The following is a 25,511-nucleotide window of genomic DNA, read 5'->3' as shown; positions in this document are numbered from 1 at the left end:
AACCCGTGGCACGCGGTGCAGCCATGATCCACCACCGCCGACCGGTCCGCTATCGGGCACTCACCCGGCCGTCGGCGCGGGTAGGGTTCGGGGCCGGATCGCAAGGGGTGGGTCGTGGTCGACGTACAACACTGGCTCGCCGCGCTGCCGCCGGCCGCCATCTATCTGATCGTGGCCGGCGTGATCGGCGTGGAGAGCATGGGCGTTCCGCTGCCGGGTGAGATCGTGCTGGTCAGCTCCGCGCTGCTGGCCGCCACCACCGGGGCGGTGGACCCGCTCTGGCTGGCCAGCTTCGCCGCGTTCGGCGCCATCGTCGGCGACTCGGTCGGCTACGCGATCGGCCGTCGGGGCGGCCGGCCGCTGCTGGACCGGCTGGGTCGGCGGTTCCCGAAGCACCTCGGGCCGGCGCACCTGGCCCAGGCCGAACGGACCTTCGCCCGGTACGGCGTGTGGGCGGTCTTCTTCGGCCGGTTCGTGGCATTGTTGCGGATCCTCGCCGGCCCGCTCGCCGGCATGCTGCACGTGCCGTACCGCCGGTTCCTGGTGGCCAACGCGGCCGGCGGGTTGGTCTGGGCCTTCGGCACCACCTACCTGATCTACACCCTGGGGCGGGTGGCCGAGCACTGGCTCAAGGACTTCTCCTGGATCGCCCTGGCTGTCGCGGTGCTCGTCGGTCTGGGCGGCACCTGGTGGCTGCGCAGCCGGACCCGCAACCCCGAGCCGTCCGACGAGACCGACCCGGCTGACTCGCCGGCAGCCGACTCGCCGGCAGCTGACTCGCCGGCCGCCGACGCGGCCGCCCCGATGGCCGCCGATCCGCCGGCCGCTGACCCGCCGGCCGCAGACCCGGTGGGTGCCGACGCGCAACGCTGAGCGGGCCGACCCCGGTGTGGGGTCGGCCCGCTCGTGGTGTGCGGTGGGTCAGGAGGTCGCGTAGCCGCGGCTGGCGATCCAGTCGGCCAGGTTGTCCACGCTCATCCGGTAGGAGGCCTGGTCCGGGTTGGCCGAGTCGGCGATGGTCACCGTCTTGCCGTCGTCGGAGTACCCGACCACGCTGATGTAGTGGCCACCCTCGAACGAGTGGACGGTGCCGTCGGTGTCGGTCGCGGTGCCGGCGATGTTGGCCACCACGGCCCGGCCGTTGTCCACGGTGCGGACGATGTCGGCCCGCAGGGTGTCGGTCTGCTTGTCGTCGGCCTTGCTGCTGCGGATCTCGACGCTGCGGTACGCGTCCTTGCCGCTGTGCTTGTTCAGCACCGGGGTGATGTCGTTGACGGAGTCGGTACCCGCCTCGGTGGTGCCCATCTCCTTGGCCATGGCGTCCATGTCGATGACCTTGTCCTGGACGCTCAGCGCGTTACGCGCGGCGGCCGGGCCGCAGTAGTAGAAGTTCGGCTGCGCCTCGTACCGGACGTTGAGCTGACGCTCGCCGGCCGGCTTGCGGTCGGCCTGCACCGACGCGACGCCGGTGGTGGTGGCGGGGGCGGCCATGGCGGTGGTCACCGGGCCGGCGATGGTGCCGCCGGTCAGGGCCAGGCCGGCAACGGTCAGAGCGGTCTTACGAAGCAGATCGGTACGCATGATGTGTGCCTCTCTGTTCGGGGGTGTGCCGCACCGCGCGCCGGGGGTGACGCGGGCGCTGGCGGGGGATGTCTCAGCTAGGGGGGACGACCCGGCGATCTCGTGGTGACCTGCTCGGGCGTCCGGGGGGTGTAACGACCCGGGGGCCGGAGGCATTCCGGCCGGCTGCGATCCGGTGTGCTGGGCGCCGGTCGCTCGGGGTCCGGGGGATGTAACGACCCGGGGGCCGGAGGCATTCCGGCCGGCTGCGATCCGGTGTGCTGGGCGCCGGTCGCTCGGGGTCCGGGGGATGTAACGACCCGGGGGCCGGTGGCATTCCGGCCGGCTGCCGTGGGCCGCGGGATCGCGTGCCCGGTGGCTTCCGGGCCCCGTGCCGCAGCCCGTGGAGCGCCTGCGGTGGGCGGTGGAGCGCCCGGGGTATGCCAGGTATAACGCCCCGCCCCCGGCAGCGATTCCGCCGGCCGGGTGGCCCGGCCCACTCGCCGACACCCCAAAACCCCACAAAACGCCCAAATGGTACGTTTGCCTGGTTGCCCTACTCGTCGGCGGTGGCCTCGGCGTGCCGGTCGCGCAGCCGGGCCCGGATCTCCTCCGGGGTGTACGCCCGACGCCGCCGCTCCGCCCGGGCGATCACCACGCCGGAGGCCGCGACCCCGGCGATACCGGCCAGACCGAGCACCTTCCACCACCGCATTCCTTGCCGCATCCGCCTAGGGTAGACCCCCATGAGCGAGCAGAGCGGACGGCGGGGCGGCACGAGCATCAGCCTGGACGAGGCCGTGGAGCTGAGTCGCACCGGTGACGTCTGGGTGTTCCGCGGACGTAGCGTGCCGGACCGGGCCATCCAGCTCACCACGAACAGTCCGGTCAACCACGTCGGCATGGCGCTGGTGCTGGACGACATGCCGCCGCTGATGTGGCACGCCGAGCTGGGCCGGTCGCTGCCGGACATGTGGACCGGTACCCACCACCGGGGTGTGCAACTGCACGACCTGCGGGACGCGGTCTGCGTCTGGGCCAACCGGTACGGCCAGCGGGCCTGGCTGCGTCAGCTCGAACCGCCCGCCGACGCCGAGATGGAGAAGGCGGCGCTGCGTACCGTGGCCCGGCTGGACGGTACGCCGTTCCCGTCCACCGCCCAGCTCGCCTGGCGCTGGGCGCGGGGCCGGGTGCCGCAGGTACGGCTGCCGTTGCCGGGGCGGTGGGCCCCCGCTCCCGTTCCGGGTCGTGCCGACGATCCGGCCGCGCCGTCGGACCGGGCGTTGGAGACGGCGTACTGCGCCGAGGTGGTCGCGGTGACCTACGAGGCGATGGGACTGCTGCCCGAGGGGCGCCGGCCCAACTGGTACGACCCCGGCCGCTTCTGGAGCGGCGACGACCTCGGGTTGGCCGGCCCGGCCCGACTCGGCGCCGAGATCGAGGTGCGCATCCCGCCCCGGTGAGCGCTATCGTTACCGCGCCGCGTGGACCGCCGGTGGGTCGGCGGTCCGTACCGGCCGACCGGTGTGGAGCGTCGCGCACCACGAGCCGGTCGAGGCCGTACCGGGCACTGTGGAGCACGGATCGCGGCCGGCACGGTGGTGGAAAACCCACCGGGATGACCCCGGTACTTTCCGACATTGCCGTTGATCGCTACGCTCTCCGGACAGGACGGACCGGGGAGGCTTATGTCCGGCATGCGGCGTCGTACCCAGCATTCGGTTCGTGGCGGTGCTGTCGCGTCCTCACCGTGGATCGTGGTGTCCGCCGGTGTGATCGTGATGATGGTGCTGATGGTGGTCGCCTTCTGTTCGGCGCAGGGGCGAGGGCCCGACGCCGACGGGTATTTCGGTTCCGCGGACAGCACGGTGTCGTTGCCGGCGCTACCGCCGTCGGAGGGTGAGCCGCCCCGGACGCCCGAGGTGGTCGCGCCGACGCCGCCACCGCCGGTGGTGCCCGGCCTCTCGCCGCGCTCGACCGATCTGGAGGTCGCGCCGGAGCCGCCCACCGAGACGGCCGTACCGCCACCGCCGCCGTCTCCGGTGCCCTCGCCGGCCGAGTCGACGCAGCCGTCGCGTCCGAGCGCACGCGCCACCACCCCGCCGGCCAGGCGCTCGCCGGTGACCGGCACCTACCAGCTGATGAACAGCTACGGCGACGCGTTCATCGCCGAGGTCCGGCTGGCCAACACCGGATCGCGGGCCGAGGAGTGGCGGACCCGACTGGTCTTTCCGCAGGGACGGTTGGTGACCGCCTGGGTGGAGAGCGCCGAGCAGGGGCGGGCGGAGATGACCGGCAGTGTCTTCAGCTACACCGGCGGGGCGGAACTGGCTCCCGGCGCGGCTGTGTCGTTGCGCTTCCACCTGGAACGGACCGGCTCGACCACCCGCCCGGTCACCTGCACCGTCAACGGCGCCGACTGCGTCGGGTTCTGATCCCGTACGGCCGGCCCCGCCGGAGGCGACCTGGTCGGTCGCGTCCGGCGGGGCCGGTTCGGTGCTCCGTCGGCCGGTGGTTCACCGGTCGAGCGGATGTGGTCAGCCCTGGCAGTTGGCGATCGGGGTGCCAGGTCCGGCGCAGTTGTTCGGGTTGTTGCGGAACACCAGGGTCCTGGTGTCGATGGTGACCGACCCGGCGGTGGCGTTGAGGTTGAAGATGCCGCCGCCGGTGTTGCTGGCCTGGTTCTCGGTGATGACGCTGCGCTGGATCACGGCCACGCCGGTGACGGCGTTGTTGAGGCCGCCGCCGTTGCCGCCGGCCTGGTTGCGCAGCAGCAGGCTGTCGGCGATCGTGATGGTGCCGGCGTTGTAGATCGCGCCGCCGCCGGTGACCGCGTTGCCGGCGACGTTGCCGTAGAAGATGGTGCCCCGGTGCTGCGCCAGCTTCTCGTCGGCGTCCGGGCCGGCGAAGTCGGCCAGCTTGTCACCCTCGGCCGACTTCTCACCCGCGGCCCACTTCTCGTCGTCGACCGGCTTGCCGCCGTCGCCGCCGCCGTGGCCCTCGGACTTCTCGGTCTTGTCGGTGGCGGTGCTGCCCTTGCCGCCGTCCTCCTTCTTGGCCTTCTCGTCCTTCTTGGACTCCTCCTCCTTGCCACCCTTGTCCTTGCCGGACTCGGAGTGCCCCCACTCGGACAACTTGCCGGGCCACTCGCCCTCGGCGGGCAGGATGGTGGTGGTGGTGCCGGCCGCGGTGTACAGGCCACCGCCGGCCCCGGCCGCGGCGGTGTTCTCCAGGAACTTGACGTTGCGCAACGACAGGGTGCCCCCGTCGTTGGCGACGCCACCGCCGTTGTTGATGGCGACGTTCAGGCGGAACGTGCTGTCGCTGATCTCGCCCGTGCCGGAGGTCAGCAGCAGGCCGCCACCGTCGCCGGCACTCTGGTTGCCGACGAAGGTGCTCTCCCGCACCACGACCGAACCACCGGCGCTGGCGATACCACCGCCACCGTTGTTCGCCGCACCCGAGACCCGGTTGGTCTCGAAGTGGGACTTCTCCACGGTCAGCGTGCCGGTGTTGTAGACGGCACCACCGTTCTGTCCACCGTTGTTCAGGGTGAACTTGCTGTCCTTGATGACGGTGGTGCCGAGGTTCGTCAGCGCGCCGCCGTTGATCCCACCCGGGCCCCGGGCGTTGTTCTGGGCGAACTTGACGTTCTTGACCTCGGCCCGCCCGCCTGCCTGGACCAGCATGGCCCCGCCGCCGGGAACCGACGTCACCAGGCCGTTGCGCAGGGTGACGTCAGCCAGGCGCAGGTTGCCGCCGGCGTTGACCTGGAAGATGCGGAAGAGCGTCGGAGCCGCGCTGGCCAGGTCGAAGGCCCGCTCGATGGTCGAGTGCTCACCCTGGATGGTGATGTCCGTGGTGATCGGCGGCAGCCCGTTGTTGGCGGTGCCGTTGCGCAACTCGTACGTGCAGCCACGGGCCAGCTTCAACGTGCCGCCGAGGAACTGGTTGGCGGTGTTGATCGCGGCGACCAGGGCGGTGGCGTCACAGGGAACGGACGTGGCGTGCGGCCCCCGCTCGGCGCCCTCACGTCCCTCCCAGCCCGAGCCGTCCTTCTGGCTCTGCTGCCCGCCGATGTCGTCGAGGCGGGTCATCGCCCCGGCGTTCGACCCGGCCACCATGCCGAGGGCGACCACGCCGGTCAGCCCGGCGATGCCGGTGGCGATCCACTTCTTGCTGCGGCTGCGCGGTGCCGTGTCGGTGACACCGCTCTTTCTAAGGTGATTGGACATCGGTGCTCTCTGCCCTCTCCTTGTATAGGACAAGGTCACCCCGCCGTGACGGGAGGCGCCCCTGGCTACAAATCGGTTGTAGCTGCTGAAACCCACCGTAGGAGAGCGTTCCTCGCGTCGTGGTCATATCTGAAAAAAGCCCACATAGGGGATCTGATGCCCGGGAGTGCCGCAGTCGGGACGGTCGGCGCAGACGGCACGGTCGGCCACACCCGGGCCAGGGGCCCGTGCCGTGGCCTTGACGCGGGCCAGGGGCCCGTGCCGTGGCCGTGGCGCGCGGCAGGGCCCCTGGCCTATGTGGATCAGCCGAGCACCGGGTGGCTCGACGCGGCTCGCCGGTTCGTCGCCGACGAGGGGCGAAGGTGCCGGACGGGCACCAACGGGACCAGCGTTCTGAAACCCACCGTAGTTGGCCAATCGTCACGAAGGTGGCGCTAACCGGAATAAAACCCGTGTTGGCTGATACACGGGCATACCGAACGGCCCCGCTCCGTCGTTGCCGGAGCGGGGCCTGGTGACCGGGTGGTCGGTGCGGTCAGCCGGGCAGCCGGGGACCTGCCTCGCGCTGCTGCGCCAGCCAGCTCTCCACCTCGTCGGCGGCGCGCGGCAGGCCGGCCGACAGGTTCCGCGCGCCGTCCGCGGTGACCAGCACGTCGTCCTCGATCCGGATGCCCACCCCGCGCAGCTCGGCGGGGACCAGCTCGTCCTCCGGCTGGAAGTAGAGCCCCGGCTCCACGGTGAGCACGTACCCCTCGCCCAGGGTGCCGTCGCGGTAGCGCTCCTTGCGGGCGTTGGCGCAGTCGTGCACGTCGAGCCCGAGCATGTGGCCGAAGCCGTGCAGCGTCCACCGCCGGTAGACCTGGGACTTCTCGTCCATCGCCTCGTCCACGCTCACCGGCAGCAGCCCCAGCTCGGCCAGCCCCTCGGCGAGCACCCGCATGCAGGTCAGGTGGACGTCCTTGAACGCCACCCCCGGTTTGATGACGTCGATGCCGGCCTGCTGTGAGGCGTACACGATGTCGTAGACCTGGCGCTGCAGCGCGGTGAAGCGGCCGTCGACCGGCAGTACCCGGGTGACGTCGGCGGTGTAGAGGTTGCGTCCCTCCACCCCCATGTCCATCAACAGCAACTCACCCGGCCGGGTGACGCCGTGGTTGTGCACCCAGTGCAGGATCGTGGCGTGCTCGCCGGCACCGACGATCGAGCTGTAGCCGACGTCGTTGCCGTCGTGCCGGGCCCGCAGCGCGAAGACGCCCTCCAGCAGCCGCTCGGAGACGCCCCGGTCGGCCGGCAGCACCCGGGCCACGTCCTCGAAGCCGCGTACCGTGGCGTCGATCGCGTCCTGGAGCTGGGCGATCTCCCACTCGTCCTTGACCAGCTTCAGCTCGGAGATCGCGATGGCCAGCTCCCGGTCCCGGCTCGGCTGCCCGTCCTCACGGGGGCCGTCGTAGCGACGTACGGCCGCGTCCACCTCGGCGTCGAAACCCCGCAACACCCGGGTACGCGCCGGCGCGAGCCGGGCCAGCGTCGCCTCCAGCTCGGTCAGGTCGGCCGTCGGCAGCCCCAGCTCGGTCGACTTCTCGGCCAGCGTGTGCCGGCGGCCCACCCACAGCTCACCGTGGCGGCTGCGGAAGAACTCGTCGGTCAGCCGGGACGAGCGGGGCCGCATGAACAGGGTGGCGTCGTGCCCGGAGCCGTTGGGCCGCAGCACCAGCACGCTGTCCGGGTCGTGGTCGCCGGTCAGGTACGCGAAGTCGCTGCCCGGGCGGAACGGGTGGTCGGTGTCGTTGGCGCGTACCTTCTCGCCGCCGGTCGGGATGACCAGGGTCTCCCCGGGGAAGGCGGCGGAGAGCGCCGCGCGGCGTTTGGCGTGGTCGGGCACCTCCGGCCGGGGGTTGACCGGCAGCGTGCTGTCCTGCCAGCCCTGCCGCATGAACGACAGGAACGCCTCCGGGAAGTCCGGGTCGTGTGACTCGGTGCCGTCCGCCGGCTGGCCGCCGGTGCGCTGCTCGGTCATGATCAGAGCTCCTTCGCGTCGCCTCGCTGTCCAGACGGTACCCGGGCCCGCGCCCGGGCGGAGACCCTGCGGTGCTGCGACGGTCGCTGTGGACGCGTGGAAAGATGTCCACCATGTGCGGACTCCTGGCCTTCTTCAGCGCGAACGGCAACGCCGCCGCCCACCGCGACCACATCGCGGGGGCGCTGGAATGCCTGCACCACCGCGGACCGGACGAGACAGGGGTGGAGGTTGTCGGCGACGCCAGTGGCCGGTACGCGGACGGGGTCTTCGCCCACAAGCGGCTGGCCATCATCGACGTGGCCTCCAGCCAAGAGCCGCTGTCGTACGCGGGCGGTCGTTACCTGCTCACCTTCAACGGTGAGATCTACAACTACATCGAGCTGCGCGAGGAGCTGATCCGCCAGTACGGCGCCCAGTTCGCCACCGCCGGTGACGGCGAGGTGATCGTCGCCGGCTACCACTACTGGGGCGAGCAGGTACTCACCCGGCTGCGCGGGATGTTCGCCTTCGTCATCTGGGACCGCCAGGAACGCCGGGCCTTCGGTGCCCGGGACAACTTCGGCATCAAGCCGCTGCACTACCTGGAGACCGCCGACGGGCTCTACCTCGCCTCGGAGAAGAAGGCCCTGCTGCCCTTCGCCCAGTCGGCGTACGCCGGGGACGCCGGCATCGACACCGCGAACCTCTCGCACTACCTGACCCTGCAGTACGTGCCGGAGCCGGGCACCCTGCACCGGGGCATCAACCGGATCGGCTCGGGGGAGTACTTCAGCTGGAGCCCCGGCGGCCGGCTCGACGTGCGCCGCTGGTACCGGCCGGTGTTCCGCCCCGCCCCGGTCTCCGACGAGCAGCGGCTGTACCACGAGATCCGGGAGACGCTGCGGGAGAGCGTCCGGATGCACATGCGCTCCGACGTGCCGGTGGGCTCCTTCCTGTCCAGCGGGATCGACTCGACCGCCGTGGTGGCCCTGGCCCGGGAGTTCAACCCGAACATCCTCACCTTCACCGTCGGCTACGACGTGCCCGGGTACTCCGAGATCGACGTCGCCCAGGACTCCGCCCGGCACCTCGACGTCACCACCATCCCGACCAAGATCGGGCCGCAGGACATGATCGACGCCCTGCCGAAGATCATCTGGCACCTCGACGACCCGGTGGCCGACCCGGCCCTGGTGCCGCTCTACTTCGTGGCCAAGAAGGCCGCCGAGCACGTCACCGTGGTCCTCTCCGGTGAGGGCGCGGACGAGTTCTTCGGCGGGTACACGATCTACCGGGAGCCGCTCTCGCTGGGCTCCGTCAACGGCCTGCCGGGCGGGGTGCAGAAGGGCCTGCGGGCGGTCTCCAAGGCGATCCCGCAGGGGGTCAAGGGCAAGAGCTTCCTGGAGCGCGGCACCACCCCGATCGAGCAGCGGTACTACGGCAACGCCCGGATGTTCACCGAGGAGGAGAAGCAGCACCTGCTGCGTCGCTACGACCCCTCGGTGCGCTACACCGACGTCACCGCCCCGATCTACGCCGAGTGCACCGAGCTGGACGACGTCACCAAGATGCAGTACGTCGACCTCTACACCTGGCTGCGCGGCGACATCCTGGTCAAGGCCGACCGGATCTCCATGGCGCACTCGCTGGAGGTGCGGGTGCCGTTCCTGGACAAGGAGGTCTTCGACGTGGCGGCCACCATCCCGGTGGACCTGAAGCTGCCGCCGCGCTCCGAGGCCACCAAGTACGCCATGCGCCAGGCCCTGCAGGGGGTGGTCCCGCCGGCCATCGTCAACCGCAAGAAGCTCGGCTTCCCGACCCCGACCCGGGTCTGGCTGCGCGGCGAGATGTACGAGTGGGCCCGCTGGGTGCTGTCCAACTCCGGCGCCGGTGACCTGATCGACCTGCAGTACGCGATGCGGCTGCTGGACGAGCACAAGCGGGAGGAGGCCGACCACTCCCGCAAGGTGTGGACGGTGCTGATCTTCTGCGTCTGGCACGCGATCTTCGTGGCGAAGACCCTCGACCCGGGGATCCAACGCAACCAGTCCGCGCTGCTGACCAAGCCGGTGGTCGGCTCGATGGTGCGCTGAGCCGACGAGTTGTTGTTTGACAGTGGGGGCCGCTCCGTTGCCGGAGCGGCCCCCACGTCGTGCCTTACTGCTGCTCAGCCCACCCGCTGCGGCGGGTGATGACCGGTCAGCTCGCCTGCCGCTGCAGGTGACGGGTCTGTCAGCTCACCTGCCGCTGCAGGTGACGGTCGGCAGGCCGCCCTGGCCGGTGTTGCCGGCGACGAAGCCGAAGGAGGTCTTGCCCTCCGGCGCGATCCTGCCGTTGTGGCCGGCGTTGGTCACGGTGACGGTCGACCCGGAGACGCTCGACGTGCCGTTCCACACGCTCTGGATCGTCTGGCCCGGCGGCAGGGTCCAGCTCGCCGTCCAGCCCGACCAGGTGGAGGCGGTGTGGTTCATGATCTCCACCTCGCCCTGGAGACCACCGGACCAGCTGCCGGTGACCTTGTAGACCGCCATGCAGTCACCGCTGTGCCCCGGCGGGGTCGTCGGCGGCGTGGTGGGGGGAGTGGTCGGCGGGGTCGTGGGGGGAGTGGTCGGCGGGGTCGTCGGGGGCGTGGTGGGCGGGTTGCTGCCGCCCCGGATCCCGGTGACCTCGCCGTTGCCGCCGTCGAAGGTCACGTCCGAGCAGCCGAAGAAGTTCTCCTGGCTGTCCGAGCGGACCCAGCGGGAGTAGATGATGTGCCGGCCGCTCTTGTTGGCCGGCAGGTTGCCGCTGAAGTAGTAGTGGCCGTCGTTGCTGCCCACCGCGCCGCGCTGCGGCGGGTTGGTCACCTGCAGGAACGGCTGCTCCTCCAGATCACTCCAGGCCAGCGGGCGGGTCGGGCTCCAGCTGTTCTTGGTGACGTAGAAGTAGAAGGTGCCCGGGTGGTGCGCCCAGTTGGAGTACTTGAACTCCATCTGCCGGCCGGCGGTGAGGTGGGTCAGCGGCCAGTCGTTGCGTGCCGCGTCGTAGCCGCTGAAGCCCGGGTTGCCGCCGCTGCACAGCTTGCCGTCCGGGATGAAGCCGGTCGTCCGGCCACCGGCGTCCGAGCGCAGCACGCTGAACCAGTTGTAGAGGGAGTTGGCGCCGTTTTCGTTGACCGCGCCGGTGCAGGCCGGGTTCTGCGGCCGGATCTCACCGGTGCTGCTGAGACCGTCCTGCCAGCACAGGTAGGTGCGGCTGCCGGGGGTCATGGCGGCGCCGTGTGCGGCGGCCGGCGACGGGCTGATCACCACGGTGAGAGCGCCGACGGCGAGGGTGGCGGCCGCGGTGAGCAGGGCGGCCGTGCGGGAACGGGTCACAGGGGTTCTCCTGACTCGCGGGGGCGGCCGTGGTGGACCAGCCCCGCTGTGACGAACGGTGGTGATGTTCGCGGTGACGCGCTGCGGCCCGATGAGGGGGCCGGACGAGCACGTGTCGCGTGCGGCCCGCATCACGGACCGGATGCCCTCGCGTGTGACTCAACCCGGATCGATGGCGCGGCAGCCCCCCGCACCATCCGACTGACCCCATCTCACCACGCCGAGCACGTCACCCGCAATAGTCCGCCTTCGATGCCACGGATGCTGCGGATCGCCGGCCGGGGCGACAGTCAACCCGTCCGCCGGGTGCCCGCCCCCGCCCCGGTACGGTGACCTCGGCGGGGAACGGACGAGGGCATCCGGGACGCCAGGGCGAGGAAGGGACCGGGATGGGACACGCGGTGGTGCTCGGCGAGGCGTTGGTCGACCTGCTCGACACCGAGTACGACGGAGCGCCCGTCTACCGGCAGGCGATCGGTGGTGGCCCGCTCAACGTGGCCGTCGGCGTGGCCCGCCTCGGCGGTACGGTGCAGTTCGTCGGCTCGCTCGGCGACGACGTGCTCGCCGGGCGGATCCGCGCCTTCCTGACCGGGGCGGGCGTCGGCCTGGCCGGAGCGGTGACCGTCGCCGCGCCGACCGCCCTGGCGGTGGCCACCTTCTCCGGTCCGGAGCCGGACTTCCGCTTCTACGGCGAGCCGCCGTCGTACGGCCTGCTCGACGCCGACCAGCTGGACGCGGAGCTGGTCTCCGGCGCCGAGGTGCTGTACTGCGGGTCGATCGTGCTGCTCTGCCCGGCCACCCTCGCCGCCGCCCGGCGGGCCTGGTCGCTGCACACCGGTCGGCGGGTCTTCGACCCGAACGTCCGGCCCCGGCTGTTGACCGGCCCGACCGCGCTGGCGGACCTGCGCGCGGTGGTGGCCGAGTTCGCCGCCAGCGCCCACCTGGTGAAGCTGAGCACCGCCGACGCCGAGCTGCTCTATCCCGACCAGCCGGTGGAGTCGGTCGCGGCGTACCTGCGGGAGCTGGGCGCGGAAACCGTCGTGGTCACCCTCGGCGCGGACGGCGCGCTGGTCGCCTCCGGTCCGGAGCTGGTCCGGGTGCCGGCACCGAAGATCGAGGCGGTGGACGCCACCGGCGCCGGCGACTCGGTGATGGCAGCCCTGATGGCCGACCTGCTGGCCGACGGTGAGCCGGCCGGACCGGACGGGTGGGTCGACCGGGTGGCGTTCGCGCTGCGGGTCGCCGCCACGGTCTGCGAGTCCCCGGGCGGGGCCACCGCCATGCCCACCCGGGCCCAGGTGCAGGCCCGCTTCCCGGGCTGAGCGGGACGCCGGTCCCGTACCGCACAGGCTTCCTGGCTGAGCGGGGACGCCGGTCTTGGACCGAACAGGCTGGCCGGGCGGGTGAGCCCTCCGCCGGTGGTCCGGCGGGTCAGTACCGGGAGCCCCTGGCCCGACGCCGGACCCGGCGGTCCCACCGGTCCCACCGGTCCTGCCGGCCCAGCAGCGGCGTGATCAGGAACTCGCTGAGCGTCACCCCCGCGCCGAGGGCGAGCCCGACCATGGCCACCTGCACGAGTTGGGTGCCGCCCAGCGGGGTGCCGTGCACCACCTCGAACATGCCCCGGTAGAGCGCCACGCCGGGCAGCAACGGCACGATCGAGCAGGCGTACCCGACGACCGGAGCCATCGACAGGCGGCGGGTGACCACCGTGACCAGCATGCCCACCACGAGCGCCGCGACGAAGCTCGCGGTCGCCGCGCCGAGACCGGCCCGGAAAGCGGCGACGTAGGTCAGTTGGGCCCCCGCCCCGCCCACCGCGGCCAGCAGCACCGCCCGCCGACGGGCGTGCCCGGACAGCGCCCAACAGGCCGCTGCGGCGGCTGCGGCCAGGGCCTGTCCCCACAACGGCACCGCCCGTCCCGGCACGGCGGCCAGCCGCAGCGGCACGTCGGCGGCCTGGGCCAGGTCCAGCACCGTGCCGATGCCGGCGACGATGCCGGCGGTGGGGATGAGGACGTCGAGCACCCGCGCCGAGGCGGTCACCAGGTATCCGTTGATCGCGTCCTGCGCCACCCCGACCAGGGACAATCCGGCCAGCAACACGACCAGGCCGGCGGCGACCACCAGCGACGGCGGCGCGTCCAGGGCGACGCCGGTGTGCCGGGTGAACAGGAGCAGGACGATCGGGGCCAGCGACACGATGGCCGCTCCGGCGGCGTGCTGGAAGAACGAGGGCAGGCCGAACCGGGTCAGCAGGCGCAGCGTCCGGTCGGCCAGGGCACTGGCCACGGCGGCGACGACCGCGGTGAGGGCCCCGCCGCCGAGCAGCACGGCCACCGAGGCGGCCAGGCCGGCCGCCGCCGCGGTGGCCAACCAGCTCCGGTACGCCGGCGGCGGGGCGAGAATGCCGTCGAGCTCACGGTGGGCGTCATCCAATGGTTGCCGGGCCGCGCCCAGGCGGTGGGCGAACTCGTGCAGCCGGTCCAGTCGGGTGTAGTCGGTGGCGCGGACCTGCACCACCTTCAGCAGGCTCAACGGCGGCTCGTCACCGGGTTGCGCGGCGGCGACGGTGATCGAGGTGAAGGTGACGTCGACGGTGCAGGAGGAGACGCCGTAGGAGGCGGCGATCCGCAGCATCGCCGCCACCACGTCGGCCGATCCGGCACCGCTGGTCAGCAGCGCCTCACCGACCCGCAGGGCCAGCTCCAGGGTGCCCCGCGTGGCTCTCGGGCCCGACCGGCCGGTCTGCCTGGCCACGGCTCAGTCGACCCCGTCGAGCTGGGCGAAGCCCCGCCGGGCCGCGTCGAGGCCGGCCCTGGCGCCGAACGGGGCCACCTCGGCCACCCGCTCCGGTGGGTCGCCGGCGGCGTGCGCGGCCCGGATCAGCCCGGCCAGCTCGGTGAGCCGGGCGTGCTGGGTGCGGACGAACCCGACGTCGACCAGCGGGCCGTGCCCCGGCACCACGACCGTCCCCGGGCCCGTCAGCCGCAGCAGGTCCGCGACCGCGTCCGGCCACCGCAGGGGGTACGCGTCGGCGAAGTCCGGCGGGCCGGCCGACTCGACCAGGTCCCCGGCCACCAGCACGTCGACGTCGGGCAGCTGCACCACCAGGTCACCGGCGGTGTGCCCGGGGCCGGGATGGCGCAGCAGCACCCGCCGGCCGCCCACGTCGAGCACCGTCTGGACCTCGACCGGCTCGGTCGGGGCCAGCAGCGCCGTGCGGGCCAGCTCGACGGCGAGAGCCGGCTGGCTGGCGCGCATCTCCTCGACCGCGGCCCGGCGTACCCGGTCCGGACGGTCCCGCAGCGCCGCGACGACCGAGGTGTGCGCGTACACCGGGCGGGGCGGGTCGGCGGCGAGGGTGCGGTTGCCGAAGCAGTGGTCGAAGTGGTGGTGGGTGTTGACCACCGTCAACGCCCCCGTGGTGACCGTCCGGACGGCGGCGGCCAGCTCGGCGGCCTGCCCGGCGGTGGAGAGGGTGTCCACCAGCAGCGCCGCGCCGTCGCCGACGACCAGCGTGACGTTGACCTCCAGCATCGGCTCGCGCAGCACGTACACCCGGTCGGCGGCCTCGGTGAACCGCAGCGTCACGACGAGCCGGTGGCCCGGGCGACGAAGCGCTGCCGGTCCACCACCGTCCGTTCGATCCGTACCTGTGCCGCCACCTGGTCGCCGTCGCTGACCGTCACCTCGAACAGCAGCCGCCGCCCGTCGACCTCGGCCAGCCGGGCCTGTGCCACCACCGTGCGACCCACCGGGGTGGCCAGCCGGTGGGTCAGCTCGACGCGGACCCCGACGCTGGTCAGGCCGGACGGCAGCCCGGTCACGGTCGCCGCCACGGTCGCCGCCTCCGCCAACGCCAGGACCCGGGGCGTACCCAGCACCGGCACGTCGCCGGAACCGACCGACTGCGCGGTGTCGGCCTCGGTCACGGTCAGCTCGACGCGGGCGTCCAGTCCGGGGGTGAGGGAATGCTCCGGCATGGCCACCAGCCTAGGCCGGCCGACCGGGCCCGGGGTAGCCGTGGGACCTGCCGTCATCCGCCAACCCGGTGGTCGGCGTCCATCGATGCGACCCACGCCGTTAACCTTGACCGCGATGGCCGTCGTGACTGACCCCCAGCCCCCCGCCCGCACGGACCCGTCGGCGTCGCCCGACGGAGGCCGACGCCGCGTGATCGCCATGGCGATCTGGAGCGTCGCCTTCGTCGTCTGCTGGCTGACCATCGGTCTGCCCACCGACCCGGTGTACGCCTTCGTCTGGATCTGGGCGGGGACCATCGCCTGGAACTCGGCCCGCCCGTGGCGTGACCATCTCCGCTTCGGCCGGGACTGGGCGCCGGTGGTCATTCTTCTCGCGCTCTACAACCTGTCCCGTGGCTTCGCCGACAACGGCGCGACCCCGCACTCGTACGAGCTGATCGTCGCCGACCTGGTGATGTTCGGCTGGGCCACCGGTGGCGAGGTGCCCACCATCTGGCTGCAGGAGCGCTTCTACCGGCCGGAGCTGCAGTGGTGGGACATCGCGGCCAGCTGGGTCTACTTCTCGCACTTCGTGGTGGCCCTCGCCGCCGCCGCGGTGCTCTGGATGCGCAACCGGGAACGCTGGATCGCGTACATGAGCCGGTTCGGGTTCCTCTGCGCCTCGGGCCTGGCCACCTACTTCCTCTACCCGGCCGCGCCGCCGTGGTGGGCGGCCCAGTACGGCCTGCTGGAAGAGGTCGCCCGGATCTCCACCCGAGGCTGGCGGGCCTTCGGCATGGGCGGCGCGGGCAACCTGCTCAACGCCGGGCAGATCGCCTCGAACCCGGTGGCCGCCATGCCGTCGCTGCACACCGCCTGGGCGCTCTTCGTCGTGGTCTTCTTCCTGCCGTCGGTACGCCGGCGCTGGTGGCCACTGCTGTTCGCGTACCCGCTGGCGATGACCCTGACCCTGGTCTACTCCGGTGAGCACTACGTGATCGACGTCCTGGTGGGCTGGGCGTACGTGGGGCTGACCTTCCTGGTGGTCGGGCTGGCCGAACGCTGGTGGGCGGCCCGACGCGGTCGGCGGAGGCCGGCCGACGGCCCCCCGGGCCCCGACCACGACCCGCAGTCACCACCGGCGTCGGAGCCACCACCGGCGTCGGAGCCGGCTCCTGCGTTGTCGGCACCGACTGCACCGACTGCACCGACTGCACCGACTGCACCGACCTCGACGCCGACTTCGGCCACGACGGCAACCGGCGACGCCGGCGAGCCGGCGTCCAGCCCGGCGAAGTAGTCCGCGCCCGCCGGCGCGGCTCAGGCGAACGACACCGGTACGGCCGCTGCCGTGGACGACCGGGTGCGGCTGCGGCGGGATCAGCGGACGATGCGCCGGGATCAGCGGACGATGCGCCGGGAGGCGTGCGAGCGTGCGGTCAGCTCCGCCGCCAACGCCCAGGCCTCGGCCAGGTCCCGGTCCTGGGCTGCCGCGCCCGCCCCACCGGCGGTGTCCGCGTGCACCGTGGCCAGGCCGAGCCGGCGCTGAACCGGGCCCTGCACCACCCGCACGCTCTGGATCCGGGCGTACGGCACCAGCGCGAGCTGCCGGGTGAGCAGGCCGGATCGACTGGCGAACACCTCGTCGGTGAGGCCGGCACCGAGCCGGGACCGGCTCAGCGGGTTCAGCCACCGCGCCCGGGGCGGCGGCGGGGTCAACGGCAACCCGCCCAGGCGCACCCCCGGCAGCACCTCGGCCACGATCATCTCGCCGGTGGCCACGTCGCCGACCGGCAGCAGCCGGTCCGGCCGGTTACGGTCGTCGGCCTCGCCCGCGGAGTAGCCGGCGACCTCCAGCCGCAGCCGCAGCCAGCCCTTCATCCGCCAGAGCAACGGCCAGGTGACCCCGAGAGCCTGCACCCGGTTGAGCGGCACGGTCTGGGCGCGGGTCTCCACCAGGCCGTTGCGGATCCGCAGCACCTCACCGTCGTGCCCGATCCGGAACGACCAGTCGTCGAGCACCCGGCGGACCGGTTGCAGCAGCACCCCGGCCATCGCGGTGAGCGTGCTGGCCACCGCGATGAACGACCAGGACCCCTCGGAGAGGAACTGCGCCACGACGAAGGCCACGCCGAAGGGCAACAGGAACGCCTGCGGGGTGAGCAGCTGGCTGACCAGCAGATCCTGGTTGCGTACCGCGTGCAGAGGCCGCCCGACCGGCGGGACGGGCGCGGCACCCGGCGTCTCGTCCGGTGTGCTGGCCGGCGACACCGGGTGGACGGTACCGGCCAGGGCGAGCAGCCGACCGCGCAACGCGGCGGCGTCGGCCACACTCAGGTAGGCCAGCGGGGCCTCGGTCTTGCCGCCACCGACCACCTCCAGGCGCAGCTCGGCCAACCCGGTGAGCTGGGCGAGCAACGGCCGGACCACCTCGACGGCCTGGAGCCGTTCCAGCGGGATGGCCCGGGTACGACGCCACAGCAGGCCCTCGTAGACCCGTAGCTCGCGCCCGACCACGTGGTATCCGGTGTTGAACCAGCTGACCACGGCGAGCACGGTGGCCCCCAGGGCCAGCACGGCGACCATCGCCGCGAACCAGCCGAAGCCCACCCGGGACAGCGTCGACCAGGACAGCCCCGCGATCACCACGACCAGCGACTTGGCCCCGTGCAGGGCCGGGCTCAGCGGATGCAACCGCTGCCGGGGCTCGACCACCGGCTGCCCGTGTGGTCCCGGTTGTCCTTGTGGCGCCTGCGGTCCGTGTGGTCCAGGCTGTCCGTGTGGTCCCTGTTCTTGTGGCGCCTGCGGTCCGGGCGGCCCGGGCTGTTCCGGCGGACCCGCCGGCCAGCCTGCGTCGGTGACGCCAGCGGCGGGGCGGTCGGTGTCGGTGCTGCCGTGGGCGGACCAGCCTGTGTCGGTGGGCCGGCCTGTGTCGGTGCTCCCCTCGGTGGGCCAGCCTGCGTCGGTGGTGGGGCGGTCGGCGTCGGTGGTGCCGTGCACCGGCCAGGCCGCCCCGGCGGGATCACGATCACCCGTCGGCCCGTCAGGTCCGTGCGGGGCGGTCACAGGCCCTCCGCGCGATCTTCACCGAGGGCGGTGAGCCGGTCGCGCAACCGGGAGGCTTCCGCCGGACGCAGACCGGGCACCCGGGCGTCGGTGGCCGCGGCGGCGGTGTGCAGCTGCACGGTGGCCAGGTCGAAGGCGCGTTCCAGCGGGCCGGCGCTGACGTCGACGAACTGCATCCGGGCGTAGGGCACGATGGAGAGCCGTCGGACCAGCAGGCCGTGCCGGACCAGCAGGTCGTCGTCGCGTTCGGCGTACCCCCAGGCGCGGACGGCCCGCACGATCGTCACCACCCGCAGGACGACGAGCACGCCGAGGGCGCCGAGCGCGGCACCGAAGAGCCAGTGGCCGGTGAGGGCCCACCCGACGGCGAGGCCGACCACGAGGAAGGCCATGGTCATCGCCAGCCGGATCAACTCCACCCAGACCAGGTCTCGGGAGATGGACTGCCAGCGTACGGTGGCAGGCCAGGGCTCCAGGGGACTGATCGGGGCGTGCTCCGGGGGACCGATCGGGGCGGGAGCCACCCCGGCCAGGTCGTCGTCGCTCACCTTCGGTGATCTGTCGGGTGTGCTCACGTGTCGAGGGTAGGCGATCCGGCCACCGGCGCGACCTCCCGGAGAAAGCCCCGGGCGTCGAGGAAGTCGGCGAGGGTGGGTCGGTGCTCGGGACAGGCCATCCAGGTCTTGCGCCGCTGGGCGTCGTGCAGACGCGGATTGTTCCACCGCAGGGCCCAGTCGGCCGGGGCCCGACAGCCACGGGCAGAGCAGATCGGGATCTCTTCGGCGGGGCTGGTCATCACGACCACTCTATCCGCGCCACGCGTCGCCGGCACTGCGCGGAGATCAGGTGTCCGGGTGGCACGACACCCTGCCGGGTGGCACGACACCTGCCGGGATGTGGACTCGTCGACGCAAAAGATCTTGGAAGAAAACGACCCCCGGAGGGGCATTTTCCTCAAGATCTTTTCTGGTGGGCCAGGCCCGAGGACCCGGAACCATCGGCGTGCTTCGGCGGGCCGGCGCGCTCAAATCGCTGCACTCAGATCGAAGCGCCCTGGCGGTGAGCACTCAGCTGTGAGCACTCGGCCGTGAGGACTCGGCTCGATGCGCTCGGGAGAAGGTTGAGCGCCGGGCGACCACGGGGGGAGCCGCCCGGCGACGGGGTGAATCGTACACACGCCGAACCCCTTCGTGTCCACCCGCGTCGGCGTTTCGGACAGGTCGGGACGGCGTGGCGGAAAAGGCTTCTCCGGCGTCTCGGCTCTCAGCCGGGCATGCGAGTCTTGTGGGGCACGACGCCGCGACAACCGATCACGCTGTGGAGGACCGGTGGCCCAGCCGACCACACCCGACGCCCCGACCCCGGCCGACGGGGCCACGCCGGACGGGTCCGCCCCGCAGCCGACGCCGGACGCGTCCGGGCCGCAGCCGGGGGCGTCCGGCCCGCGGCCGTACCCGGGTGGAGCCGTACCGCAGACGACGCCGGCGCAGGACGCCACCCTGGTGGAGCGGGCGCTCTTCGAGATCAAGCGGGTGATCGTCGGACAGGACCGGATGGTCGAGCGGATGTTCGTCGCGCTGCTCGCCCGGGGGCACTGCCTCCTGGAGGGGGTGCCCGGGGTGGCCAAGACCCTCGCCGTGGAGACCATGGCCCGGGTGGTCGGTGGCTCCTTCGCCCGGGTGCAGTTCACGCCGGACCTGGTCCCCGCCGACATCATGGGCACCCGGATCTACCGGCAGTCAAGCGAGAAGTTCGACGTCGAGCTGGGGCCGGTGTTCGTCAACTTCCTGCTCGCCGACGAGATCAACCGGGCCCCGGCCAAGGTGCAGTCGGCCCTGCTGGAGGTGATGAGCGAGCGTCAGGTCTCCATCGGCGGCGAGTCCCACCGGGTGCCGGACCCGTTCCTGGTGATGGCCACCCAGAACCCGATCGAGCAGGAGGGCGTGTACCCGCTGCCGGAGGCGCAACGGGACCGGTTCCTGATGAAGATCGTGGTGGGGTATCCGACCGATGCCGAGGAGCGGGAGATCGTCTACCGGATGGGAGTGGCCCCGCCCGTGCCGGCGCCGGTCTTCACCACCACCGACCTGCTGACCCTGCAGCGCAAGGCGGATCAGGTATTCGTCCACAACGCACTCGTCGACTACGCGGTCCGGCTGGTGCTGGCCACCCGTACCCCGGCGGAGCACGGCATGCCCGACGTCGCGCAACTGATCCAGTACGGTGCCAGTCCGCGCGCCTCGCTCGGTCTGGTCCGGGCCACCCGCGCGTTGGCGTTGCTGCGGGGCCGCGACTACGCCCTGCCGCAGGACGTGCAGGACATCGCCCCCGACATTCTGCGCCACCGGCTGGTGCTCAGCTACGACGCGCTCGCCGACGACGTACCCGCCGACCACGTGGTGCACCGGGTGATGTCGACCATCCCGCTGCCGTCGGTGGCCCCCCGGCAACAGGCCACGCCGGCACCGACCGGCGCGCCGGGTAGTGCCGGTTGGCCCGGGCAGCTGCCGTGACCGGTCCCACCCGACCGGTGGCCGCCGAGCCGCGTACCGAGGCGGTGTTGGCCCGTCTGCAGTTGATGGTCTCCCGCAAGCTCGACGGCCTGCTCCAGGGTGACTACGCGGGCCTGCTGCCCGGTCCGGGCAGCGAGGCGGGGGAGTCCCGCGAGTACCGGCCCGGTGACGACGTACGCCGGATGGACTGGCCGGTGACCGCGCGCACGACGACCCCGCACGTCCGGCGGACCGTGGCCGACCGGGAGCTGGAGACCTGGCTCGCGGTGGACCTGTCGGCGAGTCTGGACTTCGGCACCGGCCGGTGGCTCAAGCGTGACCTGGCGGTGGCCGCCGTGGCGGCGATGTCACACCTGACGGTGCGGGGCGGAAACCGGATCGGCGCGGTGATCGGCAGCGGCGGCCAGCCTGCCGCGCCGGCCCGCCGGTGGTGGCGCCGCCCCGCCTCGGCAGACTCCACGCCAGCCGGCACCACGCCAGCCGGTGCCATGCCAGCCGGTGCCATGCCAGCCGGCCGCACGTCGACCGGGCCGGGGACGATCCAGCGACTACCGGCCCGCTCCGGACGCAAGGAGGCGCAGGGGCTGCTGCGGGCCGTGGCCGCCACCCCGGTCCGGCCCGGCCGCAGTGACCTGGGTGTGCTGGTGGACATGTTGAACCGGCCGCCGCGTCGGCGGGGGGTGGCCGTGGTCATCTCCGACTTCCTCGCCCCGCCGCAGCAGTGGGGGCGGCCGGTCCGGAAGCTGCGGGTCCGGCACGACGTCCTGGCCATCGAGGTGGTCGATCCGCGGGAGCTGGAGCTGCCCGACGTCGGGGTGCTCCCGGTCGTCGACCCGGAGACCGGTGAGCTGCACGAGGTGCAGACCGCGGACCCACGACTGCGCCAGCGGTATGCCGAGGCGGCCGCCGCCCAACGGTCGGCGATCGCCCGCGAGCTGCGTACCGCCGGAGCCGCCCACCTGCGGCTGCGTACCGACACCGACTGGCTGCTCGACATGGTGCGTTTCGTGGCCGCGCAGCGGCACGCCCGCACCAGGGGGACGACACGATGATCCGTTTTCTGCAACCGTGGTGGCTGCTGGCCGTGCTGCCGGTGTTCGCCCTCGCCGGGGCGTACCTCTGGCGGCAACTGCACCGCCGGGCGTACGCGGTGCGGTTCAGCAACGTCGACCTGCTGCGTACCCTCGCCCCGAAGGGGTTGGGGTGGCGCCGGCACGTGCCGGCCACCGCGTTCCTGCTCTGCCTGCTGGTGCTCGCCACCGCGCTGGCCCGGCCGGCGCTGGACACCCGCGAGCCGCTGGAGCGGGCCACCATCATGCTGGCCATCGACGTCTCGCTCTCCATGCAGGCCGACGACGTCGCGCCGAACCGGTTGGAGGCCGCCCAGGAGGCGGCCAAGCAGTTCGTCGGCGAGCTGCCCCCGAGCTACAACCTGGGGTTGGTCTCGTTCGCCAAGGCGGCGAACGTGCTGGTGCCGCCGGGCAAGGACCGGGCGGCGGTGACCGGCGCGATCGACGGGCTGGTGCTGGCCGAGGCGACCGCGACCGGTGAGGCGGTCTTCACCTGCCTGGAGGCGATCCGGTCGGTGCCCGCCGACGGCGCGGCCGGTATCCCGCCGGCCCGGATCGTGCTGCTCTCCGACGGTTTCCGCACCTCCGGCCGGTCGGTCGAGGAGGCCGCCGCCGCGGCGCAGGCGGCCAACGTGCCGGTCTCCACCATCGCCTTCGGCACCGACACCGGCCGGGTGGACATCGGCGGCCAGTCGCAGCGGGTGCCGGTGGACCGGATGGCCCTGGCCGACCTGGCCGAGTCCACCGAGGGCTACTTCTACGAGGCGGCCTCGGTCAGCGAGCTGAAGCAGGTGTACCAGGACATGGGTAGCTCCATCGGGTTCCGTACCGAGGCCCGGGAGATCACCCAGTGGTACGCCGGGATCGCACTGCTGCTGGCGCTCTGCGCCGGGGCGACCAGTCTGCTCTGGACCTCCCGGATCGTCTGAGGGCGGGCGGGGGCACGGCGCGCTGCGTTAGCGCTTACCTGTCGGTAACGCCTAGGCTCCCACCGACGTGGATCAGCTGAACTCAGAGGGGGACCCGTGGCCCGTACCGTGCTGGTGACCGGCGGCAACCGGGGGATCGGCCTGGCCATCGCGCAGGCCTTCGCCAAGCAGGGCGACCGGGTTGCGGTCACCCACCGCTCCGGGGACGCGCCGGAGGGGCTGTTCGGGGTGCGGTGCGACGTCACCGACGCGGCCTCGGTCGACGCGGCGTTCACCGCCGTCGAGGCGGAGCTGGGGCCGGTCGAGGTGCTCGTCGCCAACGCCGGGATCACCGCCGACACGCTGCTGCTGCGGATGACCGAGGAACAGTTCACCTCGGTCCTGGACACCAACCTGACCGGCTCGTTCCGGTGCGCCAAGCGGGCCTCGGCGAAGATGCTCCGGGCGAAGTGGGGCCGGATGATCTTCATCTCCTCGGTGATCGGCCTGTACGGCGGCCCCGGCCAGGTCAACTACGCGGCGAGCAAGGCCGGCCTGGTCGGCGTGGCCCGCTCGATCACCCGGGAGCTGGGCAGCCGCAACATCACCGCGAACGTCGTCGCGCCCGGTTTCATCGACACCGACATGACCGCCGCGCTGCCCGAGGAGCGTCGCGCCGAGTACGTCAAGGCCATCCCGGCGGGCCGGCTGGCCAGCGCGGAGGAGGTCGCCGGCGTGGTCACCTGGCTGGCCGGCGACGCGTCGAGCTACATCAGCGGCGCCGTCATCCCGGTCGACGGCGGCCTGGGTATGGGTCACTGAGAAAAACGGAGGAACCACTACATGTCCGGACTGCTCGCCGGTAAGCGACTGCTGGTCACCGGCGTCATCACCGACGCCTCGATCGCCTTCTCGGTGGCGAAACTCGCCCAGGAGAACGGTGCGCAGGTCGTACTCACCGGTTTCGGCCGGCTCTCCCTGGTCGAGCGGATCGCCAAGCGGCTGCCCGAGCCGGCCCCGGTGATCGAACTCGACGTCACCAACACCGAGCACCTGGCCGGTCTCGCCGACTCCGTCCGCCAGCACGTGGACGGCCTCGACGGGGTGGTGCACTCGATCGGCTTCGCCCCGCAGAGCTGCCTCGGTGGCGGCTTCCTCGACGCCGGCTGGGACGACGTGGCGACCGCGCTGCACGTCTCGACGTACTCGTACAAGTCGCTGGCCATGGCGGCGCTCCCGCTGATGCAGCCGGGCGGCGCCGTGGTCGGGCTGACCTTCGACGCCACCAAGGCCTGGCCGGTCTACGACTGGATGGGCGTGGCCAAGGCCGGGCTGGAGTCCGCCTCCCGCTACCTGGCGATGCACCTGGGCCCGAAGGGCATCCGCAGCAACCTGGTCGCCGCCGGCCCGCTGCGCACCATGGCGGCGAAGTCGATCCCCGGGTTCGAGAAGTTCGAGCAGACCTGGGCCGAGCGGGCGCCGTTGCCCTGGGACCTCACCGACCAGGAGCCGGCCGCCCGCGCCTGCCTGGCCCTGCTCTCCGACTGGTTCCCGGCCACCACCGGCGAGATCGTCCACGTCGACGGCGGCTACCACGCCCTAGGCGCCGCCTGAGGGTGTAAGGAAGGGCCCCTTGTTAACGCATTCCGTATAGCGGGGCACCCCTCTCACACTCCGCGTTGGTCCGGCGCAGCTTCCCGGCCCGGCGGTGAGAGGGGTGCCCTTCTCTACCGCAGGCGTTAACAAGGGGCCCTTCCTTCACCCCGGGGGTGGGGTGGTGTGGGGGGCGGGGAAGAATGGTCACCATGGGATACGACGCGGTGGTGCTGCTGTCCTTCGGTGGTCCGGAGCGGCCCGAGGACGTGCTGCCGTTCCTGCAGAACGTCACCCGGGGGCGCGGGGTCCCCCCGGAGCGGCTCGCCGAGGTGGCCGAGCACTACCAGCACTTCGGTGGGGTGTCCCCGATCAACCAGCAGTGCCGGGACCTGCTCGCCGCGGTCCGGGCCGATTTCGCCGCGCACGGCGTCGACCTGCCGGTCTACTGGGGCAACCGGAACTGGCACCCGATGCTGGCCGACACGGTGGCGCAGATGCGTGACGACGGGGTGCGCCAGGCGCTCGCCTTCGTCACCAGCGCCTACGGTGGGTACTCCTCCTGCCGGCAGTACCAGGAGGACATCGTGGCGGCCCGCTCGGCGGTCGGCCCGGACGCCCCGGTGATCTCCAAGTTGCGCCAGTTCTGGGACCATCCCGGGTTCGTCGAGCCGCACGCCGACGCGGTCCGGTCGGCGTTGGCCCAGCTCGACCCGGCCCGCCGGGACACCACCCGGCTGGTCTTCACCGCCCACTCGATCCCCAGCTCGATGGCGGCCAACGCCGGCCCGCACGGCGGCCGGTACGAGGCACAGTTGGCCGAGACCGCCCGGCTGGTGGCCGCCACTGCCGCCCCGGACCTGCCGTACGACCTGGTGTGGCAGAGCCGCTCCGGCCCGCCGCACGTACCGTGGCTGGAGCCGGACGTCAACGACCACCTCGGTACGCTGGCCGAGGCGGGCACCACCTCGGTGGTGGTCAGCCCGATCGGCTTCGTCTCCGACCACCTGGAGGTGGTGTGGGACCTGGACACCGAGGCGCGGGAGACGGCCAAGCAGCTCGGGCTGGACCTGGTCCGGGCGGGCACCCCGGGGGTCGACCCCCGCTTCGTGACCATGGTGCGTGAGCTGGTCGCCGAGCGGACCGACCCGGACGGCGTGGGGCTGCGCCGCCGCCTCGGTGAGCTGCCGATGTGGGACACCTGCCCGACAGTGTGTTGCGTGTCGGCCGGCCGCCCGTGAGCCAC

General features: G+C 72.4%; 23 protein-coding genes. 12 read left to right on the top strand and 11 right to left on the bottom strand.

Annotated features, from left to right (window positions below; all coding sequences use genetic code 11):
- Positions 1–114 precede the first annotated feature (114 nt).
- Complete coding sequence (locus GA0070617_RS19625) at positions 115–873, top strand: DedA family protein (protein WP_091440647.1); 759 nt, start codon at positions 115–117, stop codon at positions 871–873.
- Between the two features lie 48 nt (positions 874–921).
- On the opposite strand, the gene GA0070617_RS19620 is transcribed toward GA0070617_RS19625, so the two are convergent.
- Together GA0070617_RS19620 and GA0070617_RS19615 are read right to left on the bottom strand one after the other, a co-directional pair.
- Entirely contained in the window at positions 922–1,581 is a 660-nt protein-coding gene (locus GA0070617_RS19620) for a C39 family peptidase (protein ID WP_091440645.1), read from the bottom strand.
- 535 nt (positions 1,582–2,116) lie between these two features.
- Positions 2,117–2,287, bottom strand: coding sequence for a hypothetical protein (locus GA0070617_RS19615; protein ID WP_175440384.1), 171 nt, complete (start codon positions 2,285–2,287; stop codon positions 2,117–2,119).
- A gap of 19 nt (positions 2,288–2,306) precedes the next feature.
- Between GA0070617_RS19615 and GA0070617_RS19610 the strand changes: the two genes are divergently transcribed.
- Both GA0070617_RS19610 and GA0070617_RS19605 read left to right on the top strand, forming a co-directional pair.
- Positions 2,307–3,023 carry a hypothetical protein gene (locus GA0070617_RS19610; RefSeq protein ID WP_091440639.1) on the top strand — a complete coding sequence of 239 codons (717 nt, stop codon included), beginning with the start codon at positions 2,307–2,309 and terminating at the stop codon, positions 3,021–3,023.
- 297 nt (positions 3,024–3,320) lie between these two features.
- Positions 3,321–3,995 carry a cellulose binding domain-containing protein gene (locus GA0070617_RS19605; protein WP_229688198.1) on the top strand — a complete coding sequence of 225 codons (675 nt, stop codon included), beginning with the start codon at positions 3,321–3,323 and terminating at the stop codon, positions 3,993–3,995.
- 102 nt (positions 3,996–4,097) lie between these two features.
- Here GA0070617_RS19605 and GA0070617_RS19600 read toward each other — a convergent pair whose 3' ends face one another.
- Together GA0070617_RS19600 and GA0070617_RS19595 are read right to left on the bottom strand one after the other, a co-directional pair.
- The gene (locus GA0070617_RS19600) at positions 4,098–5,795 is read right to left on the bottom strand and encodes a hypothetical protein (RefSeq protein ID WP_091440635.1); all 1,698 of its coding nucleotides are present in this window, start codon (positions 5,793–5,795) and stop codon (positions 4,098–4,100) included.
- Between the two features lie 535 nt (positions 5,796–6,330).
- A complete protein-coding gene (locus tag GA0070617_RS19595; protein ID WP_091440632.1) occupies positions 6,331–7,812 on the bottom strand; it encodes an aminopeptidase P family protein in 1,482 nt (493 codons plus the stop codon).
- A gap of 113 nt (positions 7,813–7,925) precedes the next feature.
- On the opposite strand from GA0070617_RS19595, the gene asnB reads away from it, so the two are divergent.
- Positions 7,926–9,887, top strand: coding sequence for an asparagine synthase (glutamine-hydrolyzing) (gene asnB / locus GA0070617_RS19590; protein ID WP_091446696.1), 1,962 nt, complete (start codon positions 7,926–7,928; stop codon positions 9,885–9,887).
- 144 nt (positions 9,888–10,031) lie between these two features.
- Here the strand turns inward: asnB and GA0070617_RS19585 are convergent, their stop codons facing one another.
- Positions 10,032–11,150: a lytic polysaccharide monooxygenase gene (locus tag GA0070617_RS19585; RefSeq protein ID WP_229688197.1), complete on the bottom strand. Its 1,119-nt coding sequence runs from the start codon at positions 11,148–11,150 to the stop codon at positions 10,032–10,034.
- A 389-nt stretch (positions 11,151–11,539) separates the two neighbouring features.
- Here GA0070617_RS19585 and GA0070617_RS19580 point away from each other — a divergent pair, with 389 nt between their 5' ends.
- Positions 11,540–12,472 carry a carbohydrate kinase family protein gene (locus GA0070617_RS19580; RefSeq protein ID WP_091440628.1) on the top strand — a complete coding sequence of 311 codons (933 nt, stop codon included), beginning with the start codon at positions 11,540–11,542 and terminating at the stop codon, positions 12,470–12,472.
- Between the two features lie 109 nt (positions 12,473–12,581).
- Here the strand turns inward: GA0070617_RS19580 and GA0070617_RS19575 are convergent, their stop codons facing one another.
- Genes GA0070617_RS19575 through GA0070617_RS19565 form a run of 3 tightly spaced genes read right to left on the bottom strand, consistent with a single transcriptional unit; the run spans position 12,582 to position 15,136 of the window.
- A complete protein-coding gene (locus tag GA0070617_RS19575; protein ID WP_091440626.1) occupies positions 12,582–13,910 on the bottom strand; it encodes a threonine/serine exporter family protein in 1,329 nt (442 codons plus the stop codon).
- 3 nt (positions 13,911–13,913) lie between these two features.
- On the bottom strand, positions 13,914–14,744 hold the full coding sequence (locus GA0070617_RS19570) for an MBL fold metallo-hydrolase (protein ID WP_091440622.1): 831 nt from the start codon (positions 14,742–14,744) through the stop codon (positions 13,914–13,916).
- Entirely contained in the window at positions 14,741–15,136 is a 396-nt protein-coding gene (locus tag GA0070617_RS19565; RefSeq protein WP_091446693.1) for a thioesterase family protein, read from the bottom strand. The genes GA0070617_RS19570 and GA0070617_RS19565 overlap by 4 nt, the downstream gene beginning before the upstream one ends.
- Positions 15,137–15,251: 115 nt before the next feature.
- Between GA0070617_RS19565 and GA0070617_RS19560 the strand changes: the two genes are divergently transcribed.
- A complete protein-coding gene (locus tag GA0070617_RS19560) occupies positions 15,252–16,415 on the top strand; it encodes a phosphatase PAP2 family protein (RefSeq protein WP_229688196.1) in 1,164 nt (387 codons plus the stop codon).
- Between the two features lie 101 nt (positions 16,416–16,516).
- Here GA0070617_RS19560 and GA0070617_RS19555 read toward each other — a convergent pair whose 3' ends face one another.
- From GA0070617_RS19555 to GA0070617_RS19545, 3 genes are all read right to left on the bottom strand, one after another.
- The gene (locus tag GA0070617_RS19555) at positions 16,517–17,830 is read right to left on the bottom strand and encodes a PH domain-containing protein (protein ID WP_091440619.1); all 1,314 of its coding nucleotides are present in this window, start codon (positions 17,828–17,830) and stop codon (positions 16,517–16,519) included.
- A 347-nt stretch (positions 17,831–18,177) separates the two neighbouring features.
- A complete protein-coding gene (locus GA0070617_RS19550) occupies positions 18,178–18,729 on the bottom strand; it encodes a PH domain-containing protein (RefSeq protein WP_373868320.1) in 552 nt (183 codons plus the stop codon).
- A gap of 23 nt (positions 18,730–18,752) precedes the next feature.
- Positions 18,753–18,977 carry a hypothetical protein gene (locus GA0070617_RS19545; RefSeq protein ID WP_091446686.1) on the bottom strand — a complete coding sequence of 75 codons (225 nt, stop codon included), beginning with the start codon at positions 18,975–18,977 and terminating at the stop codon, positions 18,753–18,755.
- A 532-nt stretch (positions 18,978–19,509) separates the two neighbouring features.
- On the opposite strand from GA0070617_RS19545, the gene GA0070617_RS19535 reads away from it, so the two are divergent.
- The 6 genes from GA0070617_RS19535 (at position 19,510) to GA0070617_RS19510 (ending at position 25,506) form a co-directional block, all read left to right on the top strand.
- On the top strand, positions 19,510–20,694 hold the full coding sequence (locus GA0070617_RS19535) for an AAA family ATPase (protein WP_091440612.1): 1,185 nt from the start codon (positions 19,510–19,512) through the stop codon (positions 20,692–20,694).
- Positions 20,673–21,746: a DUF58 domain-containing protein gene (locus GA0070617_RS19530; RefSeq protein ID WP_175440592.1), complete on the top strand. Its 1,074-nt coding sequence runs from the start codon at positions 20,673–20,675 to the stop codon at positions 21,744–21,746. The genes GA0070617_RS19535 and GA0070617_RS19530 overlap by 22 nt, the downstream gene beginning before the upstream one ends.
- A complete protein-coding gene (locus GA0070617_RS19525) occupies positions 21,743–22,693 on the top strand; it encodes a VWA domain-containing protein (protein ID WP_091440604.1) in 951 nt (316 codons plus the stop codon). Before GA0070617_RS19530 ends, GA0070617_RS19525 begins: the two co-directional genes overlap by 4 nt.
- 96 nt (positions 22,694–22,789) lie before the next feature.
- Positions 22,790–23,494, top strand: a complete 705-nt coding sequence (fabG, locus tag GA0070617_RS19520; RefSeq protein ID WP_091440600.1) for a beta-ketoacyl-ACP reductase — start codon at positions 22,790–22,792, stop codon at positions 23,492–23,494.
- Between the two features lie 21 nt (positions 23,495–23,515).
- Positions 23,516–24,286 (top strand): enoyl-ACP reductase FabI, encoded by a 771-nt coding sequence (fabI, locus tag GA0070617_RS19515; protein ID WP_091440385.1) that lies wholly within the window; start codon positions 23,516–23,518, stop codon positions 24,284–24,286.
- 191 nt (positions 24,287–24,477) lie between these two features.
- A complete protein-coding gene (locus tag GA0070617_RS19510) occupies positions 24,478–25,506 on the top strand; it encodes a ferrochelatase (protein ID WP_091446684.1) in 1,029 nt (342 codons plus the stop codon).
- Positions 25,507–25,511 lie beyond the last annotated feature (5 nt).

The organism is Micromonospora yangpuensis, assembly GCF_900091615.1.
GTDB lineage: Bacteria > Actinomycetota > Actinomycetes > Mycobacteriales > Micromonosporaceae > Micromonospora > Micromonospora yangpuensis.
The sequence above is the reverse complement of the archived record's forward strand: the minus strand, read 5'-3'. Positions and strand labels throughout refer to the sequence as shown.